Annotated in this window: 19 protein-coding genes; 12 read left to right on the forward strand and 7 right to left on the reverse strand. The window is 71.2% G+C overall.

The window, feature by feature from the left end; translation table 11 throughout:
• The first annotated feature begins 33 nt into the window (after window positions 1-33).
• From RGI145_RS05280 to RGI145_RS05310, 7 genes are all read left to right on the forward strand, one after another.
• Window positions 34-1,761 (forward strand): EAL domain-containing protein, encoded by a 1,728-nt coding sequence (locus RGI145_RS05280; protein WP_075797537.1) that lies wholly within the window; start codon window positions 34-36, stop codon window positions 1,759-1,761.
• Window positions 1,762-1,821: 60 nt separating this feature from the next.
• On the forward strand, window positions 1,822-2,394 hold the full coding sequence (gene msrA / locus RGI145_RS05285; protein ID WP_083670439.1) for a peptide-methionine (S)-S-oxide reductase MsrA: 573 nt from the start codon (window positions 1,822-1,824) through the stop codon (window positions 2,392-2,394).
• Window positions 2,395-2,411: 17 nt separating this feature from the next.
• Complete coding sequence (gene msrB, locus RGI145_RS05290; protein ID WP_208863972.1) at window positions 2,412-2,822, forward strand: peptide-methionine (R)-S-oxide reductase MsrB; 411 nt, start codon at window positions 2,412-2,414, stop codon at window positions 2,820-2,822.
• A 135-nt stretch (window positions 2,823-2,957) separates the two neighbouring features.
• The gene (locus RGI145_RS05295; protein WP_075797539.1) at window positions 2,958-3,965 is read left to right on the forward strand and encodes a YncE family protein; all 1,008 of its coding nucleotides are present in this window, start codon (window positions 2,958-2,960) and stop codon (window positions 3,963-3,965) included.
• 20 nt (window positions 3,966-3,985) lie between these two features.
• On the forward strand, window positions 3,986-4,747 hold the full coding sequence (locus RGI145_RS05300; protein ID WP_237183212.1) for a polysaccharide deacetylase family protein: 762 nt from the start codon (window positions 3,986-3,988) through the stop codon (window positions 4,745-4,747).
• A 76-nt stretch (window positions 4,748-4,823) separates the two neighbouring features.
• Window positions 4,824-5,765 (forward strand): sterol desaturase family protein, encoded by a 942-nt coding sequence (locus RGI145_RS05305; RefSeq protein WP_075797540.1) that lies wholly within the window; start codon window positions 4,824-4,826, stop codon window positions 5,763-5,765.
• A 278-nt stretch (window positions 5,766-6,043) separates the two neighbouring features.
• Window positions 6,044-6,868: a transglutaminase-like domain-containing protein gene (locus RGI145_RS05310; RefSeq protein WP_075797541.1), complete on the forward strand. Its 825-nt coding sequence runs from the start codon at window positions 6,044-6,046 to the stop codon at window positions 6,866-6,868.
• 105 nt (window positions 6,869-6,973) lie between these two features.
• On the opposite strand, the gene RGI145_RS26005 is transcribed toward RGI145_RS05310, so the two are convergent.
• A complete protein-coding gene (locus RGI145_RS26005; RefSeq protein WP_257787113.1) occupies window positions 6,974-7,108 on the reverse strand; it encodes a hypothetical protein in 135 nt (44 codons plus the stop codon).
• Between the two features lie 475 nt (window positions 7,109-7,583).
• On the opposite strand from RGI145_RS26005, the gene RGI145_RS05315 reads away from it, so the two are divergent.
• Window positions 7,584-8,330 (forward strand): GntR family transcriptional regulator, encoded by a 747-nt coding sequence (locus RGI145_RS05315; protein ID WP_027279987.1) that lies wholly within the window; start codon window positions 7,584-7,586, stop codon window positions 8,328-8,330.
• Between the two features lie 27 nt (window positions 8,331-8,357).
• Here the strand turns inward: RGI145_RS05315 and RGI145_RS05320 are convergent, their stop codons facing one another.
• On the reverse strand, window positions 8,358-10,454 hold the full coding sequence (locus tag RGI145_RS05320) for a two-component system sensor histidine kinase NtrB (RefSeq protein WP_156878442.1): 2,097 nt from the start codon (window positions 10,452-10,454) through the stop codon (window positions 8,358-8,360).
• A gap of 423 nt (window positions 10,455-10,877) precedes the next feature.
• Between RGI145_RS05320 and cysE the strand changes: the two genes are divergently transcribed.
• Window positions 10,878-11,729, forward strand: a complete 852-nt coding sequence (gene cysE / locus RGI145_RS05325; protein ID WP_075797543.1) for a serine O-acetyltransferase — start codon at window positions 10,878-10,880, stop codon at window positions 11,727-11,729.
• Between the two features lie 60 nt (window positions 11,730-11,789).
• Here the strand turns inward: cysE and RGI145_RS05330 are convergent, their stop codons facing one another.
• The 4 genes from RGI145_RS05330 to RGI145_RS05345 form a co-directional block, all read right to left on the reverse strand.
• On the reverse strand, window positions 11,790-12,164 hold the full coding sequence (locus RGI145_RS05330; RefSeq protein WP_075797544.1) for a PRC-barrel domain-containing protein: 375 nt from the start codon (window positions 12,162-12,164) through the stop codon (window positions 11,790-11,792).
• An 82-nt stretch (window positions 12,165-12,246) separates the two neighbouring features.
• A complete protein-coding gene (locus tag RGI145_RS05335) occupies window positions 12,247-12,774 on the reverse strand; it encodes a chromate transporter (protein ID WP_075797545.1) in 528 nt (175 codons plus the stop codon).
• A 5-nt stretch (window positions 12,775-12,779) separates the two neighbouring features.
• On the reverse strand, window positions 12,780-13,400 hold the full coding sequence (locus RGI145_RS05340) for a chromate transporter (RefSeq protein ID WP_075797546.1): 621 nt from the start codon (window positions 13,398-13,400) through the stop codon (window positions 12,780-12,782).
• Window positions 13,401-13,584: 184 nt separating this feature from the next.
• Entirely contained in the window at window positions 13,585-15,348 is a 1,764-nt protein-coding gene (locus tag RGI145_RS05345) for an L-lactate permease (protein WP_075797547.1), read from the reverse strand.
• Between the two features lie 153 nt (window positions 15,349-15,501).
• Between RGI145_RS05345 and RGI145_RS05350 the strand changes: the two genes are divergently transcribed.
• Together RGI145_RS05350 and RGI145_RS05355 are read left to right on the forward strand one after the other, a co-directional pair.
• Window positions 15,502-15,795, forward strand: a complete 294-nt coding sequence (locus RGI145_RS05350; RefSeq protein WP_027279980.1) for a hypothetical protein — start codon at window positions 15,502-15,504, stop codon at window positions 15,793-15,795.
• A 59-nt stretch (window positions 15,796-15,854) separates the two neighbouring features.
• Window positions 15,855-16,121, forward strand: coding sequence for a hypothetical protein (locus RGI145_RS05355; protein WP_075797548.1), 267 nt, complete (start codon window positions 15,855-15,857; stop codon window positions 16,119-16,121).
• A 34-nt stretch (window positions 16,122-16,155) separates the two neighbouring features.
• Here the strand turns inward: RGI145_RS05355 and RGI145_RS05360 are convergent, their stop codons facing one another.
• Window positions 16,156-17,169: an LLM class flavin-dependent oxidoreductase gene (locus RGI145_RS05360; RefSeq protein ID WP_075797549.1), complete on the reverse strand. Its 1,014-nt coding sequence runs from the start codon at window positions 17,167-17,169 to the stop codon at window positions 16,156-16,158.
• Between the two features lie 45 nt (window positions 17,170-17,214).
• On the opposite strand from RGI145_RS05360, the gene RGI145_RS05365 reads away from it, so the two are divergent.
• Window positions 17,215-17,709 (forward strand): nucleoside deaminase, encoded by a 495-nt coding sequence (locus RGI145_RS05365; protein ID WP_314281818.1) that lies wholly within the window; start codon window positions 17,215-17,217, stop codon window positions 17,707-17,709.
• Window positions 17,710-17,724: the final 15 nt, after the last annotated feature.

The following is a 17,724-nucleotide window of genomic DNA, read 5'->3' on the forward strand; positions in this document are numbered from 1 at the left end:
TCCGGCAGAGGCCCCGCGGGCGGGAGACCGGCCATGACGTTTCCCGGCGGCCGCCGCGGGGCCGACACGGCGCCGGAGACGGAGCATGACCAGGCCGATCGACACGAACGCTACGTGACCTTCGCCCTGGCCGCGGCGGAGCTGCTGGTGGAGATCCGCCCCGACGGCATCATCACCTATGCCGCCGGCAGTTTCGAGCAGCGTTTCGGGCAGGCGCCGGAGGCCTTCCTCGCCACCCCCGTCCGCCGGCTCCTGGCGCCGGAGGAGCGCGAACGCCTGGAGGACACGCTCATGCTGCTGGGCGCGCAGCAACGCATCCCGCCCATGCTGTTCCGCCTGCGGACCCGCGAGCGGCGGTCGATGCTGCTGTCCGGCCTGCCCTTCGCGCATCGCCAGGGGCTGCGCTTCTGCCTCTGCCTCTCGGCGGTGCCGGAAGGGATGCTGGACCTGTCCGGGGAGACCGATCTGGGACCGGAGGCGCTGGCCCGGGTCGCGGAACAGCGCCTGCGGGAGGGGGAGGCGGCCTCCTCCATGGGCTTCCTCGAACTCGAGGAGAATGGGAGCGACATCCTGAAACAGATCCGCGAGGCGATGCTGGCCGGTGACGACGGCGACGGGGTGGCGGGACGGATCGCTCCGGGGCGCTATGGGATCGTGTCCGGCGGCGCGGCGAATCCCCCGCCGAGGGAGGCCGGGCCGGAACGCGACGAGGCAGGCCGGGGCCGGGCCGGAGGCGATGAGGGACTGGCCGGGGAGCAGGCGGAGCATGGCCTGAGGGGCGGCATGACGGATCTCGCGAAGCTGGCGGCCCGGGTGGAGGCCGCCCTGGCCCGGGGAGGGCAGGAGACGCGGCTCCGCGCGCTCGACATGCCGCTGACGGCGCCCGGGCTCGACGTGGTCCAGGCCACGCGCGCCCTGCGCCATGCCCTGTCCGCCTTCGCGCAGGAAGGGCAGGAGGGGCTGAACGACTGGGGCTTCGACCAGGGGCTGCAGGGCTTCCTCGCCTCCGCCACCCTGCGCAGCGAGGCGATGCGGCGCGCCCTGGCGGAACGGCGCTTCCACATGGCCTACCAGCCCATCGTCGGCCTGCAGGATGGACGCGTGCACCACTACGAGGCTCTGCTGCGCCCCCGGCCCATCCAGGACCTGCCGCTGAAGGGGCCGCAGGAATTCGTGACCTTCGCCGAGGCCATCGGCTTGGCCGAGGAGCTGGACTGGGCGGTGCTGCACAGCGTCGCCCAGGTGGCGCAGCGGCCTGCGATGCCGCGCATCGCCGTCAACCTGTCCGGCCTGTCGCTGCAAAGCCCGGTCTTCCGGCGGAAGATGGAGAGCCTGCTGGACGCCCGGCCGAATCTGGCGGAGCGGCTGCTGGTGGAGATCACCGAGACGGCGCAGATCGGCGACGAGGACGAGGCCATCCGCAGCGTGCAGTTCCTGCGCGACCGCTGGGTGGCCGTCTGCCTCGACGATTTCGGCGCGGGCGCCTCGGCCTTCCGCTACCTGCGCGCGCTCCAGGTCGATTTCGTGAAGCTGGACGGCGTCTATGTGCAGGGCGCCCTGCGCAGTGCGCGCGACCGCAGCTTCGTGACGGCGATCGTGGAACTGTCGCAGTCCCTGGGCGCCGCGGTGGTGGCGGAGCGGATCGAGACCGAGGCCGAGGCGGGGCTGATGCGGGAACTGGGCGTGGGCTTCGGCCAGGGCTTCCATTTCGGCCGGCCGGGACAGCTTCCCGGCCACCCGGGGGGCGGCTGTTCCGACTGAATCCGGCACCGTCCTGGGCGACCGGCGCGTGGCATTGGCAGAGGCCCGGGACCACCCCACATGGGCGGCATGACCGATCCCGTCTCCCGAAACTCCGAGACGGCCATCCTGGGCGGTGGCTGTTTCTGGTGCCTCGACGCCGTCTATCGCAACCTGGAGGGCGTTGCCTCCGTCGTTTCCGGCTATGCCGGCGGCACGGTCCCGAACCCGACCTATGAGCAGGTCTGCGGCAAGCGGACCGGCCATGCGGAGGTGGTGAAGGTCGATTTCGACCCCGCCGTGATCTCCTATGCCGACATCCTGCGTGTCTTCTTCACCATCCACGATCCCACCACCAAGGATCGCCAGGGCGCCGATGTCGGGCCGCAGTACCGCAGCGTCATCTTCGCCACTTCGCCCGAACAGGAGCGCGTGGCGCGGGAGGTGATGGCGGAGGTAGCCGAGGCCGGCCTCTACCCGGCGCCGCTGGTGACCGAGCTTGCCCCCGCGCCGGAATTCTGGCCCGGCGAGGCGGAGCACCAGGACTACTTCGCCCGCACGCCCTGGTCGGGCTATTGCCGGGCGGTGATCGCGCCGAAGGTGACGAAGTTCCGCAAGAGCTTCGCGCATCGGCTGAAGGAGCGTGCGGCATGAGCGGGAAGGATCAGGTGATGGACGAGGCGGCGCGCCGGTCGGAGGAGGAGTGGCGCCACTGCCTCCTGCCCCAGGCCTATCGCGTGTTGCGCGAGCACGGCACGGAACGCCCCGGCTCCTCGCCCCTGAACGGCGAGAAGCGGGCGGGCACCTACCATTGCGCCGGCTGCGGCGAGGCGCTCTTCGATTCCGTGACGAAGTTCGAGAGCGGCACGGGCTGGCCATCCTTCTTCCGGCCTATCGAGGGCGCGGTGGCCACCACCACCGACCGCGCCCATGGCATGGTGCGGACCGAGGTGCATTGCGCCCATTGCCATGGCCATCTCGGCCATGTCTTCCCGGACGGGCCGCCGCCGACCGGGATGCGCTTCTGCATGAACGGCGTGGCGCTGCGCTTCGAGCCGGCGACGGACCAGCCGGCGGGCTGACGGCCCGGCGACGGCGCGCCCCATGCCGGGCGCGCCGGCATCTCCTGCGCCCGGCCATCCTGTGCTAGTCATCGGCGCAACGGACGGGGGGTCTCCCTCCGCGGCAAAGGCATCCACCCCGGAGGACGAGGTCCCATGCGCTTCAAGAGCCTGGCCGGAGGGCTGACCGGGCTTGCCCTCCTCGCCGCCCTGCCGCTGCAGGGGGTGCTGGCCGCGTCGCCGGATCTGGTCTTCGTGCTCAATTCGGGCGAGGCGAACATCCAGATCCTGGATGGGCGCAGCCGCGAGGAGATCCGGCGCATCCCGGTGCTGCGGGAGGTCCATCACCTCACCCTGACGCCGGACCGCAGCCAGATCCTGGTCGGGGATTCCGGCGGCAACGAGATGCTCTTCCTCGACCCCGCCACCGGATCGGTGCTGCGGCGGGAGCGGATCAGCAACCCCTATCACCTCGCCTTCACGCCGGACGGGAAGCGTCTGGTGGTGACCAGCCTGCGCCGCGACCAGGTGGACATCTATGGCTGGGATGGGCAGGCGCTGAACCTGCAGGGGCGCCTGCGGGTGGGCGATATGCCGAGCCATCTGGCCTACAGCCCCGACAGCCGCTTCGCCTATGTCACCCTGCAGGGCGAGCGCAGCATCGCCGCCGTGGACCTGGAGCGCCGCGAGGTCGCCTGGACGCAGGAGGTCGGCCGCGATCCCGCCGGCATCCACTGGCACGAGGGCAAGCTCCTCGTGGGCGCGATGGGGCAGGACTTCATCTCGGTGGTGGACCCCGTGACTCATGTGGTGGAACGCCGCATCACGGTCGGGCGCGGCGCGCACCAGATCTTCCCGTCCCCCGACAACAGCGTGATCTATGTCACCAGCCGCGTGGACAGCCGCGTCACCGCGCTGGACCCGAAGGACCTTTCGGTGAAGCGTGTCTATGACACGCCGGGAGGGCCGGACGACATCACCTTCGATCCGCAGGGCCGGCTCTGGGCCACGCTGCGCTGGGTGGCCAAGGTCGGCGTGCTGGACCCCGCCACGGGGGAGATGCAGACGGTGCGCGCCGGCCGTTCGCCGCACGGCATCCTCTATCGCGCCGCCGATCCGGCCCTGGCGCAGGATGACCGCGCCGCCCCGGCGCAGCCACGCTGAGGTCCGGCGCGATGCGATGGATGGTGCGGCCGCTCCTGGCCGGCTGCCTGGCTTTCCTGGCGGCCTTCCCGGCCCCGGCCCAGCCGGCAACTCCGCCCAACTGCCGCGGTACGGTCTATCTGACCATCGACACGGGTTGGTCGCGGGAGGCCGAGCAGATCGCGGCGGTGCTGCGGCGCCGTGGGGTGCGGGCCACGCTTTTCGTGGCGGACGAGCCGACCTTCCGTGGCGACCGGACCCTCGGCCCGGAATGGGCCGCGTTCTGGCGCGCGCGGGCGGCGGAGGGGCATGTCTTCGCCAGCCACACCTGGCGGCACTGGTACTTCACCGGCGATCCCGGCCTGGGGAAGGTGCGCTATGCCTCCCGCCAGCGGGACGGTGGCGCCACGGTGCTGGATGGCCCGGCGCTCTGCGAGGAGCTGCGCCGCCCGGTCGAGCGGCTGCGCGAGATGGTGCCGGAGGCGGTGGTGCTGCCGCTCTGGCGCGCGCCCGGTGGGCGCACCACGCCCAACGCCCTGGCCCTCGCGCGGCAATGCGGCCTGCGCCACCAGGGATGGAGCGCCAACGGCTTCCTGGGCGACGAGCTGGACAGCGACCGCACCCCGAACGCCGCGCTGCTGGACCGGGCCCTGGGCTCCGTGCGCGATGGCGAGGTGATGCTGATGCACTGGGGCGTGCGCTCGCGGCGCGATCCCTTCGCCGGGGTTCTGGAGCCGCTGATCGCTGGCTTGCAGGAGAAGGGGTTCTGCTTCGCGACTCTGCCTGTCACGGGGAAGGACTGAAGGAGGCCCGTTCCCCGACCGGCCAATCGGGCCATCGCGCATGGCCTTCCCGATACGGTGGCGTTACGCTCATGCCATGCTCGACACGCTGACCGCTGCGCTGGACGGCGCCACCGGCTGGTTCTTCGCCACGATCCTGCAGCCCGGCCTCTATGCGGCGGGGCTGATGGGGTGGGAGGAGGAGGCCTATCGCTGGGCGGGCTTCCTGCTGCTGGGGCTGCTGCAGGTGGTGGTCGTCTATCTCGTCTGCCGGCCGCTGGAGGCCTGGCAGCCGGTGGAACCGCGCCGCGACCGCCGCGCCATCCGCACCGACGTCCTCTACACGCTGCTGGCGCGGCTCGGCATCCTGCCGCTCATCGCCTTCGCGCTCTTCACGGGCGTCGAATCGCGGCTCAGCGGCTGGCTGGCGGAGACGGGCTATGTCTCCCCCTCGCTGGAGGTGCTGTTCCCGCCGCTGCGCGACTGGCCGGTGCTGACTTTCCTGCTCTATGTCGTGGTGCTGGATTTCGGCGAGTACTGGCGCCACCGGCTGCAGCACGCCCTGCCCTGGTGGTGGGCACTACACTCGATCCATCACGCGCAGACGCAGATGACCTTCTGGACGGATGACCGCAACCACGTCATCGACGACCTGATCGGGGCGGCCTGGGTCGGCGCCATCGCGCTCGCGATCGGCATCCCGCCGGAACAGTTCCCGCTGGCCGTGCTGATCCTGCGCCTCGCCGAGGCCATGTCGCACGCCAACATCCGGCTGTCCTTCGGGCACCTCGGGGAGAGGCTGGTGGTGTCGCCGCGTTTCCACCGGCTGCATCACGGCGTGCTCGCGGAAGGCGAGGCGGGGCGCAACTTCGCCGTGCTTTTCCCGGTCTGGGACTGGATCTTCGGCACCGCGGACTGGCGGCGCGATCATTTCCCCGTCACCGGCGATCCGGATGCGCCGCCCGGCTTCGTGCAGGGCGGCTGGTGGCGGCACCAGGTGGACGGCACGCGCCGCTTCTGGCGCGCCCTGCGTAGCTGAGGCGGGGTGGCTGAGGCGGGAGCCGGGCGATCCCGGGGATTCCCGGCGCCTCGCGTGGCCGGGCGGTGCCGTAACGAGACGGCGCTGCAACCATTCCGCCACGGTGACGCTTGCTGCGTCATCGCACCGGCCCATGGCAGCGCGATTCCCTCAAAGGCGCGGCCGCCTGCAGCTTTCGCCATCCCGGCGGAGGGCGGGGCGATCCTGGCCCGGGGATTGCCTGTCCTGTTACGGAACCACCGAGATGCGGCCGCCACGCCGCGGGAGACGACACGTCCATGCTGATCCGTGCCGGCTACAACCTTGCCTTCGAATGCCCTTCCGCGACCCCGATGCTGTTGCTGATCAATGTGGTGCCGGACCGCGAGCCGGATCTGCGTTCCCCGGTCGCCGTGCAGTTCCATTCCACCAGCGGCCAGTCCGTGCCCTGGCGCATGTACCGGGACGGGTTCAACAACGTCGTCACCCGCATCGTCGCACCCCCGGGGCGGTTGACCATCTCGGCGGATTTCCTGGTGCAGGACAGCGGCCTGCTCGATCCGGTCGTGCCGGATGCCGTGCAGCACCCCGTGGACGAACTGCCGGACGATGTCCTCGTCTTCCTGCTCGGCAGCCGGTACTGCGAGACGGACAAGCTCTCCAACCTCGCCTGGTCGCTCTTCGGCCAGACGAAGCCGGGCTGGGAGAGGGTGCAGGCGATCGTGGACTACGCGCACCGGCGCATCCAGTTCGGCTACCAGTATGCGCGCGCCACCAAGACGGCCTGGGAGGCGCATGAGGAAAGGCAGGGCGTCTGCCGGGACTTCACGCATCTCGCGGTGGCCCTGTGCCGCTGCATGAACATCCCCGCGCGCTACGTGACCGGGTATCTGGGCGATATCGGCGTGCCGCCGGTGCCGGACCCGATGGATTTCTCGGCCTGGTTCGAGGTCTATCTCAGCGGCCGCTGGCACACCTTCGACGCCCGCCACAACAAGCCGCGCATCGGGCGCATCCTGATGGCGCGGGGCCGGGATGCGACGGATGTGGCGATCTCCACCTCCTTCGGCACCGCCTGGCTGGCGCAGTTCGAGGTGATCACGGAGGAGGTGCCCGGAGGATAATCCCGGGAGGGGGCCGCCGGGGGGGAGAACCCCGGGGCCCGGCCTTTCCACAGCCCGGTCCGGAGCCAGGAAACCGGGGCATCCCCGGCGGGCGGCCGGGCCGGTTCAGCGCGGCCCGCCCGGCTTGTCGGATGGGCCGCAGCCGCAATCCCGGGAATCCGGCGGCGGTGGTGGCGAGGCAGTTTGCGCGCTGGCGAGGCAGGGCAGCAGCAGGATCAGGGCAAGCACGAAGGCAGGCATGGGAGGTCCCGGTTGCCGTGGCTGGTGCAGGCTAGGGCGGATCGCCGCAGGAAGGCATCCCGAATCCACGCCGTGAGCGAAAGTCCAGCGTGTTTCGGGAGGGGAGAGGATATCACGGAAATTATGGGTGACGACGCTGGGTCCGAGAACCGTCCGGCCGGGAACACGGCAAAGCCGTATTGTCCACCCCCGGTCCGCGCTCGTCAGGACCCAGCGCCGTCCCCTGTGTTTCCTATCCCTAAACTCGGCCCGTCTTCGGTTACCGATGGCGATGATCATACAGGCTCTAATGTCTTATACAAGATGCCGTGATGATTTTTTCTGTATCGTTACGAAACTTTTTAAAGCCCCTTGCGAGGGATTGGACGCGCCCGCGGCCCAAGGGCCGGTCGGGAGATGCGGCGCATTGCGGCACGAAGCGTGCTACACACATAGGCTCCGAGCAACCGATGCGACGATTCGAGTTGGAGACGCAGTGAGCGACTTTCCGCCCTCTTCCGATGGCCGCCCCGATGCGCGGCCCCTTTATGCGCAGGTGGAGTCGATCCTGAACGCCCGCATCGCCGCCGGTGAGTGGCAACCGGGCCATGCGCTCCCTTCCGAACCCGAACTGGCGCAGGAACTGGGCGTCTCGCACGGGACGGTCCGCAAGGCGCTGGATGCGCTGGAGCGCCGGCACCTGATCGAGCGGCGCCAGGGCAAGGGCACCTTCGTGGCCCGCCAGACCAGCGAGCGGGCGCGGTTCCATTTCTTTCCGATCCGCGATCTGCAGGGCCGGCAGGTGGAGCCGACCTCGACCGCCCTGTCCCTGGTCACAACGCCTGCGACGGAGGAGGAGCGTGCCGCCATGCACCTGCCCGCCGATGCGCTGCTGCACCGGGTCCGGCGTCTGCGCGCCAAGGACGGCGTTCCCTTCATGCTGGACGAGACCAGCCTGCCCGCCGCCGTCTTCCCGGACTTCACCGTGCCGGCGGGGCGTGAGCCGATGGACGAGCTCTATGTCGTCTATCAGAAGCGCTATGGCGTGACGGTGGTGCGGTCGGAGGAGCTGCTGAGCGCCGACGGGGCCTCGCCCGAGGTCGCAGCCGTGCTGGAGATGCCGGTTGGCGCACCCGTGCTGATCATGGAGCGCCGGACCTGGGATGCGGGCGGCCGTATGGTGGAGCGCCGGACCTCCTGGCTGAACACCGCCCGGCACCGCTATGTCTCGGTGATGGAATAGGGCGGCTTCGCCCCGGGGGCGCAGCCTTCACGGCCCGGGCGGGATTTCCTGCGGAGCCTCCGCCCGCCCCTGGAAATCCACCGTGCCGGAGGGCGCCCCCGGCATCAGCATAGGCGGCAGGGCCGGCTCTTCGCAGCGTGGCAGCAGGATCCGCACCGTGGTGCCCTCGCCCGGCCGGCTGTCGATCGTGAGCCGGCCGCCGCAGCCTTCCGCGAAGCGCCGCGCCATCGCCAGCCCGAGCCCGGTGCCGCGGCCGGCGGGCTTGGTGGTGAAGAAGGGTTCCGTGGCATGGGCCAGCACCTCCGGCGCCATGCCCTGGCCGTTATCCGCGACCTCGATGGCCACCATGTCCCCCGCCATCGCCTGATCCATCCCCGAGGCGTTCGGGGCGGGCCGGTTCATCAGCCGGATGCGTACCAGCCCCCTCGGCAGCGTTCGTCCCGGCTGCCGTTCCGCGATGGCGTCGCGCGCGTTGATCACCAGGTTCAGCAGGGCGCTCTCCAGTTCCGCCGGCTCCGCCTTCACCGGCCAAAGGCCGGGCGGCAGACAGGTCTCCAGCCGCATCCCAGGAGCCAGGGAACGGTGCAGCAGATCCTCCATGCCGTGCAGCAGCCCCGGCAGGCAGACCTTCTCATGCACGGTTGCCTCCCGCCGGGAGAAGGCGAGCAGACGCCGCGCCAGGGCGGCGGCACGGTCGGCGCCTTCCCCGGCGCGGCACAGGGCGCGCTCGGCCCGGGCGGGATCGCGCCGGGCGATGTCGAGATTGCCCTTCACCACCATCAGGAAGTTGTTGAAGTCGTGCGCGACCCCGGCGGCGATCTGGCCCAGCGCCTCCATGCGCTGGGACTGCCGAAGGGCTTCCTCCGCCTGGCGCCGGGCGGTGATGTCGGTCAGCCCGGCCAGGATGCGGACGGTGCTGCCGCTGGCATCCCGCTCGACCCGCGCCGAAAGCAGGACATGAACCACACCGCCGTCGCGGTGGAGGAAGTCATAGGCCACGCCGCGCAGCTCCCGCTGCCGCAGGACCCCCTCCCATCCGCCATCCGCGAAGCGCCGGGCGCAGTCCGGGCCCATGAAGCGGGCGAGGGGTTGGCCCAGCACCTCCCGGCGCATCCGGCCGAGCAGCTCCAGCCAGGCATCGCTCACCTGCTCGATGGCGCCGTTGCCATCGAGCACGCAGAGCGGCAGCGGGCTGCGCCGGTACAGGATCCGCAGCCGCTTCTCACTCAGGCGCAGGGCCCCGGCCTCGCGCTGCGCCGCCTCGCTGATCCGCCGTGCCAGGAAGCAGAAGGTCAGCACCACGCCGAGCAGCAGCAGGGTCCCCGCCACCAGCATGGCGGCCAGCAGGCCCGGCATCGCCTCGCCCAGCTCCCGCAGCATGACGAAGTCCAGCCAGTGCGACAGGTGCGCCTCCATGACGGGATGCACCAGCGCCAGGCAACAGGCGGGCGGCATCGCCAGCAGGAAGCGCAGTGGCGGTTCCCGCGGCGGCCGCCGGGCCAGGTGGAACAGCAGGGCCAGGCCGGCCGTGGCGATCAGCCACGCCGGGAACAGGGTGCGGGGCGCGTCATCCGGCGGCAGGGTGGACAGGGCGAGCGAGCTCAGCCGGCAGCCGGCGAGGAGGCCGGCGCCAAGCAGCAGCGCACCGCCCAGGGGGCGCCAGGCTTCCCGCCAGCCGGGCCCTTCCGCCCCGGGCGCGGCGGGATGGCCCAGGGCCAGGGCGACGCCGGGGAGCGCCGCGAGAAGCGGCAGGGCCAGCGACAGGGTGGCGGGGAGAGGGCGGATGTCCGGCAGGCCATCCGGTAGGCTCAGCAGGGTCGGCACCACCATCATCGACCACAGGCCGAGGCCGAGCGTGCCGGAGATGGTGGCGTACCAGACCCGCCGCGCCCAGGGATCGCCGGCCGGGCCGCTGCCGACCTCGCCGGATGGATCGGCGGACGGGCCGACGGGATGGCCCTGGGGTTGGCCCTGGGGTTGGCCCTGGGGCTGAAAAGGGGCATCCGGCGAGGCGCGGAGCCGCTCCGCGAGTTCCAGGGCGGTGTAGCAGAGGCCGAAGGCGATCAGGATGGCGAGCAGCAGCGGCATGTCAGCGGCCCCGGGCGACCCCTCCGGCCACCGCATGACACGGCCGGCCATCCTGTCTCACCGGAATGACAGGCAGCCGCGCCCTGGTATGAAGGCGCATTGCCGCCCCCGCCTGGGGCAGTTTCAACCGCAACGTGACATTCCTCCATTTCCCCTATTCTTGCACGCGAGTGTCGTAGGTCCAGAAGAAATTCCGGATGTGGAAAGGAATTTCGCGGTCCCTCCCCCGGCGGGCGGAGGGCGGGGTGGGATGCAGGCATTCGCAGGTGACGCCATCGCCACATTTCCGCCATCCGGCGATGTGGCCTAGGATGGCACCGGATGGACGGTCGCGGCGCGGCCGGTGACCGGGCGGCGCCCGCCTTCCGGCAACCGGCTCAGGCCGCCGGCAGCCGGATCTGGCACCGGCGCGGCCGCGTTCCATTTGTAAGTGTTCCAATGGCCACGAGTACCCCCGCCATGCGATCCAACTGCGTTGTGCTGCGGCCCGAATCCCCGTCCCGTATCGCCCCCGGGCCGGATGCTCCGGCCCTGGACCTCTGGTCGCGCCTCTGCCGGGACGCGAGCGGCGCGGCGGCGAGCGACCCGATCCTGGCGCAGCCGATGGCCGTCGCGGTGCTGCGCCATTCCTCCTTCCCGCAGGCATTGGGCCACCGGATCGCGCGCAAGCTCGCCGATGCCGAGCTGGATGCGACCGCCCTGGCGGGCCTGGCCTGCGAGGCCTTCTTCGCCGATCCCGACATCGTCGCGGCGGCCTCCATCGACCTGCTGGCGGTGCGCGACCGCGATCCGGCCTGCCCGGACCTCCTGACGCCCTTCCTGCATTTCAAGGGCTATCTCGCCCTCCAGGCGCAGCGCGTGGCGCATTCGCTCTGGCTGGCCGGGCGGCAGCACCTCGCGCTCTATATGCAGAGCCGCAGCGCCGAGGTCTTCGCCGTGGACATCCACCCGGCGGCCTGCATGGGCAAGGGCATCCTCCTCGACCACGGGACGGGCGTGGTGATCGGGGAAACGGCGGTGGTGGAGGACGACGTGTCACTGCTCCAGGGCGTGACGCTGGGCGGCACCGGCAAGCATCATGGCGACCGCCACCCCAAGGTGCGGCGCGGCGTGCTGATCGGCGCCGGCGCCAAGATCCTGGGCAATATCGAGATCGGGGAGGGCGCCAAGGTCGGCGCCGGCTCCGTCGTGCTGCACGCGGTGGCGCCCTATACCACCGTGGCCGGGGCGCCGGCCAAGCCGGTGGGGCGGAACACCACCTTCCCGGGCCTGACCATGGACCAGACGCTGCAGCCCGACTACTCCATCTGATCCGTCCGGCGGGCCTTCCTGGCCGCCCCGGAGGGCGGAGCGGCCAGGGAAAAGCCGCCGTCAGTCGTGGTAGTCGATGGCCGGCAGGCTGGAGAGTTCCGCCCTGGTCATGTTCAGCGTCACGCGCCGTTCCCCGGCGGTGAGGCTCAGCTTGTCCAGCGGCACGGCGACGTATTTCGTGTTCAGCCCGAGGTCGCGCTCCACCTCGATCACCACGGTGACGATGCGGCCCGTGGACGGGTCGATCACCAGATCCTCCACCTCGCCGACCTCGACCCGGTCGGTGGTATAGACGTCGCGGTCGATCAGCCGGTTCGCGAGCAGGTGCGACGGGTCGATGCGCTGCATGGCGGGGCTGCCCTGCGCCAGGGCGGGCGAGGGGACGGGGATGGCCAGGAAGGCCGCGGCGGCCGAGGCCAGCAGGAAGGCGCGCATCTTGTTCTGTCTCCCGGTGACGTGAAGCCAGGGAACGCGTGCCGCCGGCGCCGGTTGCCCCCCGTTGCCCCCCAGGGGCGCCTCAGTGCCGCAGGACCAGGAAGACCAGCGCGCCCGCCGCCAGCAGCCAGAGCGGGCTCACCCGCGTCAGCACCAGCACCAGTGCCGACAGCCCCGCCACCGCCCAGGCCAGCACGCCCCCCTCGGCGGCGGAAAGCAGGGTGTAGGAGGCGGCCAGGACCATGCCGGCGGCCACCGGCGCCAAGCCGCGCTCCACCGCGATCTGCCAGCGCGCGCCCCGGTTCCGGGCCCAGACCATCGCCAGTCCATAGACCAGCAGCGAAGAGGGCACGAAGATCGCGAAGGAGGCGACCAGCGCCCCGGCCCAGCCCGCGACCTCCCATCCCACCAGCGTGACCAGCAGGGAGCCGGGGCCGGGCGTCAGGCGGGACAGGGCGTAGAGGTCCAGGAAGCGGGCATCGCTCATCCAGCCATAGACATCGACGGACTGGCGGTGGATGTCCGCCACCACGCTCTGGCCGCCGCCGACCGACAGGAAGGAGAGCGGCACGAAGACCAGCAGCAGGCGGAGGAGCGGGCTTTCCGGCATTGCGGTCAGCGTCCGTGCCGCAGGCTGTGGGCGGCCCAGGCGATGCTGATGGGGGCCAGGACCACCACCACGTAGAGCAGCGGCAGGCGCAGCAGCGCGATCCCGGCGAAGCTCGCGCCCAGGATCAGGGCCGGGACCGGGGAGCGGGCGGCGTTCCGCCCGGCGCGCAGCCCGGTCTGGAGCGAGAGGCCGATCGCCGCCGCGGCCACGCCGGGCATCATCGCGTGGATGGCCGGGTTCTGCGACAGGTGCCGGAACAGCGCCGCGGCCGCGATGGCCACCAGCATCGCCGGCACCACCATGCCGCCCGCCCCGGCCAGGGCACCCCAGCCGCCCCGGAGGCGGTAGCCGATCCAGATCGAGAGGTTGACCGTGTTGATGCCCGGGAAGGCCTGCGACAGCGCCAGCCCGCTGAGGAATTCGCTCTCGCTCAGCCAGCGGCGGTTCTGCACGAATTCCCGCATCATCCAGCCGCTGAGGCCGCCGCCGAAGCTGGTGAGGCCGATCTTGGTGAAGGCCAGGAAGATGTCGCGGAGGCCGGGCGGCACGGGATGGGATGGCGCGTTTCCCGGGGGCTGGGGAAGCTGCCCGCCCCCGGCCGGCGTGACCTCCGCGAAACCCACCATACGATCCGTTTCCCCGCTCGTCGTGGCGGCAAGCCTGCGTCCGGCGCCGGCGGGCGGCAAGATACCGGCGGATGAAGGAGAGGAAGGAAACAGGCCCTGCCTTGCGGGGACCTTGCCTTGCGGTGGCCCTGCCCTGTGGCGGGGCGGCTCCCTTTCCGGGGGAACCGCCCCTGTGCCGGCGAAGCTAGTGCAGCACCATCCCCGTGAAGGGCGGCACATAGGCCTGGAGCGTCACCAGCAGGCCGACCAGCACCGCCAGGGCGATGGAGTGGAAGAAGACGTAGCGCAGGATGTCGCCCTCATGCCCGAACCAGTTCGTGGCGGTGGAGGCGACCACGATGCTCTGCGCGTCGATCATCTTGCCCATCACGCCGCCCGAGGAGTTGGCGGAGGCCATCAGCACCGGCGAAAGTCCGAGCTGTTCCGCGGTGATCCGCTGCAATCCGCCGAACAGCACGTTGGAGGCGGTGTCGGAGCCCGTCAGCGCCACGCCCAGCCAGCCCAGCAGCGTGCCGAAGAGGGGGTAGAGCATCCCCGTACTGGCGAAGGCCAGGCCCATCGTGGCGTCCAACCCGGAGTAGCGGGTGAGGTAGCCCAGCCCCAGCATGGCGGCGATCGTGATCAGGGAGTAGCGGACGCGCCAGATGGTGGCGCCGTATTCGCGCACCAGGGCGAGGGGCGAGAAGCCCATCAGAAACCCGCCCAGCACCGCCGCCGCCAGGATGCCCGTGCCGGTCATCGACAGGATGCCGAAGGCGAAGATGGCACCCTCCGGCACCGGCGCGGCCACCACCGGCGGCACCTTGACCACCATGCGGTGCAGGCCCTCGATCGGCAGGCTGGCCGACCAGATGCCGTTGAGCATTCCCCGCGTGCTCTCCAACCCCCAGAGGAAGACGAAGACCGTCAGGATCAGCCAGGGCATCCAGGCCCGCAGCAGCGCGCCCTGATCCGCCACGGCCGCCGCGCCGCCCGACATGCGGGCGACCGGCGGGGCGTCCATCATCTCCGCGCCATGGCCACCAGTGCGGGGACCGGTACGGGCCGCCGTGGCGCCTGCCGCCGCGCCGCGCAGGCCGTCCCCGGCGGCCACCGAATCGTCGCGGCCGCGCAGCGAGGGGTCCTTCCAGATCCGGCGCGGCTGCCAGACCCGCATGAAGCCGACCAGGCAGGCCATGGAGACCAGCGCCGCGATCACGTCCACCAGATAGGGGCCGTGGTAGTTGGAGACCAGGAACTGCGGCACGGCGAAGGAGACGCCGGTCACCAGGATGGCGGGCCAGACCTCCAGCATCCCGCGCCAGCCGGCGAAGGCCCAGATCAGCCAGAAGGGCACCAGCAGGGAGAAGAAGGGAAGCTGCCGCCCGATCATCGCCGACAGCGTATAGACATCGAGCCCGGTGACCCCGGCGAGCGCGATCACCGGCGTGCCCAGGGCGCCGAAGGCCACGGGCGCGGTGTTGGCGATCAGCGAGAGGCCGGAGGCGGCGAGCGGCGAGAAGCCCAGCCCGATCAGCAGCGCCGCGGTCACGGCGACCGGCGTGCCGAAGCCGGCCGCCCCTTCGAAGAAGGCGCCGAAGGCGAAGGCGATCAGCAGCAACTGCAGCCGCCGGTCCTCGGTGATGCCGCCGATGGAGCGCTGCAGGATCTCGAAGGAGCCGTTCGCCACCGTCAGCCGGTAGAGGAAGATGATGTTCAGCACGATCCAGCCGATCGGGAAGAGGCCGGACATGATCCCCAGCAGGGTGGCGCGCCCGGCGATGCCCGCCGGCATGCCGAAGACGAGGACCGCGACGAGGAAGGCCACCACCAGGGCCGAGATCGCCGCCCAGTGGGCCGGAATCTTCAGGAAGGCCAGCGCGATCAGCATGGTGGCGACGGGGATGGCCGCCACCAGGGCGGACAGGAGGATCGACCCGAATGGGTCGTAGAACTGGTTCCACGGCATTCTTGTTGGTTTCCCTGGATGGTGCTTTCTGGGTTCTCGTTGGGGCCCCGACGAATCGGTGCCCGGCCCCGCATGATGCACCAGTTGCGCGGCGGGACCGCCAGATACGTTTCGAGACTTGAACCTTGAGGGGCGCGGGGCGACATCCAGGGCATGAACGAGGAACCGCGCCGTCCGCTCCTGCTCGACATGACGCCCGAGGGTGAGTTCCGCACCCCGAAGCCGCCCGGCATGCTTGAACGCGTGCTGCTGCGGGTGGGCGGGGCCGCCGCCCTGGTGGCGGTGGTGGCGATCGGCCTGACCATGGCCGCCCTGGCCTTCGTGGTGCTGGGTCTGCTGATCCCCGTGGTCGTGGTGGCGGGGCTGGTGGCCTTCGTCACGCTGTGGTGGAAGATGCGGCAGGCCCGCCGCTATGGGCGCCCGGCCTTCGTGGTGATGCGGCGCTGACGGCGCCGTCCTCCTTCCGTCCCGATCCCGCGCGGCTCTACGAGGTCCGCTCCGACGGCATGCCCTTCACCCGGGGCATGGCGGAGGAGGCGGAACAGGCCGCGCGCCTCCGTCTCGCCCGCTGGTGCTGGGCGGGTTCCGTTCTGCTGAACGTCCTGGTGGCCGGGGTGGTGGCGCTGGCCTACCTGTTGCTGCCGCGCCGGTTCGGGACCTGGTTCGGCCTGCTGCCGATCCTCTCCGTCCCGACCCTGGCCTTCGCCTTCCTGGTATTGCGCCCGCGGCGGCCGCGCCGTCTGCACCGGGTGCGCCCGGACGCCTTTCGCTAGCCTCTGCCCCACGGAGGCAGGCAGTGACCGGCTATCAGCCTTCCGCCAGCCCCGCCGCGCGGGCGAGAAGCTCATAGGAGCGGCGGCGCGCCATGGGGTCGTGGCAGGCGGTGACGACCGCGACCTCGGCGCAGCGGAACTCCGCCGCCATCCGGCACAGCTTCTCCCAGACCTGCTCCCCCGTGCCCACAGCGGAATGCTCCCGCAGCCGCTCAATGCGCCGCAGCTCGGCCTCGTCATAGGCAAAGGCCTCGGCCTCCTCCGGCGGGGGAAGGGGCACGAAGCCGACGCGTTCCCGCAGGGTGCGCTGCAACTCACGGGAGCGGAACAGGCGCCCTGCCTCCTCCTCCGTTTCCGCCGCCACGGCGAAGACGCAGATCGCCGCATGCGGTGCGGGCAGCACGCCGGGGCGGAAGCCGCTGTGATAGGTCTCCAGCGCCTCCGCCGCCCCGCGCCCGTCCGAGAAGAAATAGGCGAAGCAGTAGGGCAGGCCGAGATAGGCCGCGACCTGGGCGCCGTAGTTGCTGCTGCCGAGCATCCAGACCTCGGGCGGCGGCGCCCCCTGCGGCTGCGCCTGGATGCTGGCGAAGGGATGGTTCGCCGCCAGCCCGTCGCCCAGCCAGCCCAGCAGGTCGGTGAGCTGCTGCGGGAAATGGTCCTCCGTCTGCCGGGCATTCATCGGGTTCAGCGCATAGGCGGTGCGCCCGTCCGAGCCCGGGGCGCGGCCCAGCCCCAGGTCGATCCGCCCCGGCGCGATGGCGGACAGGACGCGGAACTGCTCGGCCACCTTCAACGCGCTGTAATGCGGCAGCATGATCCCGGCCGGGCCGACGCGGATGCGGCGCGTCGTCGCGGCGATGGCGGAGACCAGGATCTCCGGCGCCGAGCCCGCCAGGGCCTCGCTGTTGTGGTGCTCCGACATCCAGTAGCGGGCATAGCCCAGCCGGTCCGCCAGCCTGGCGAGCTCCAGCGTGTCGGGAATGGCGTCGGCGGGCGGGCGCCCGGCGAGCACGGGGGACTGGTCGAGGATGGAAAGCGCGGGCTTCATGCGGGAGAAATGGGGCGGAAGCGCCCGATGCGAAAGGATGCGAGCTTGTCCGACACCCAGACCCCCGCGACCGTGACGCCCGAACAGGCCATGCGCCGGGCCATCGCCCTGTCGCGCGAGAATATCGAGACGGGCGGCGGCCCCTTCGGCGCCGTCATCGTGAAGGATGGGCGGATCGTGGGGGAGGGGGCGAACCGGGTGGTGCCGGATGGCGACCCGACCGCCCATGCCGAGGTCACGGCCATCCGCGACGCCTGCCGCCGCCTGGGCACGCACGACCTGAACGGAGCGGTTCTTTATACGAGCTGCGAGCCCTGCCCGATGTGCCTGTCCGCCACATGGTGGGCGCGGATCGGCGAGATCGCCTATGGCAATGGCCGGGCCGATGCCGCCGCCATCGGCTTCGACGATGCCGCCATCTATGACGAGGTGGCGCGCCCGATCGGGGAACGCCGGCTGCCGCTGCGGCGCTTCCTGGCGGAGGAGGCGATCGCCCCCTTCCAGGCCTGGGCCGCGAAGGCGGACAAGGTTCCCTACTGATCCGGGCCTCCCCGT

It is taken from the genome of Roseomonas gilardii, from assembly GCF_001941945.1.
Lineage (GTDB): Bacteria > Pseudomonadota > Alphaproteobacteria > Acetobacterales > Acetobacteraceae > Roseomonas.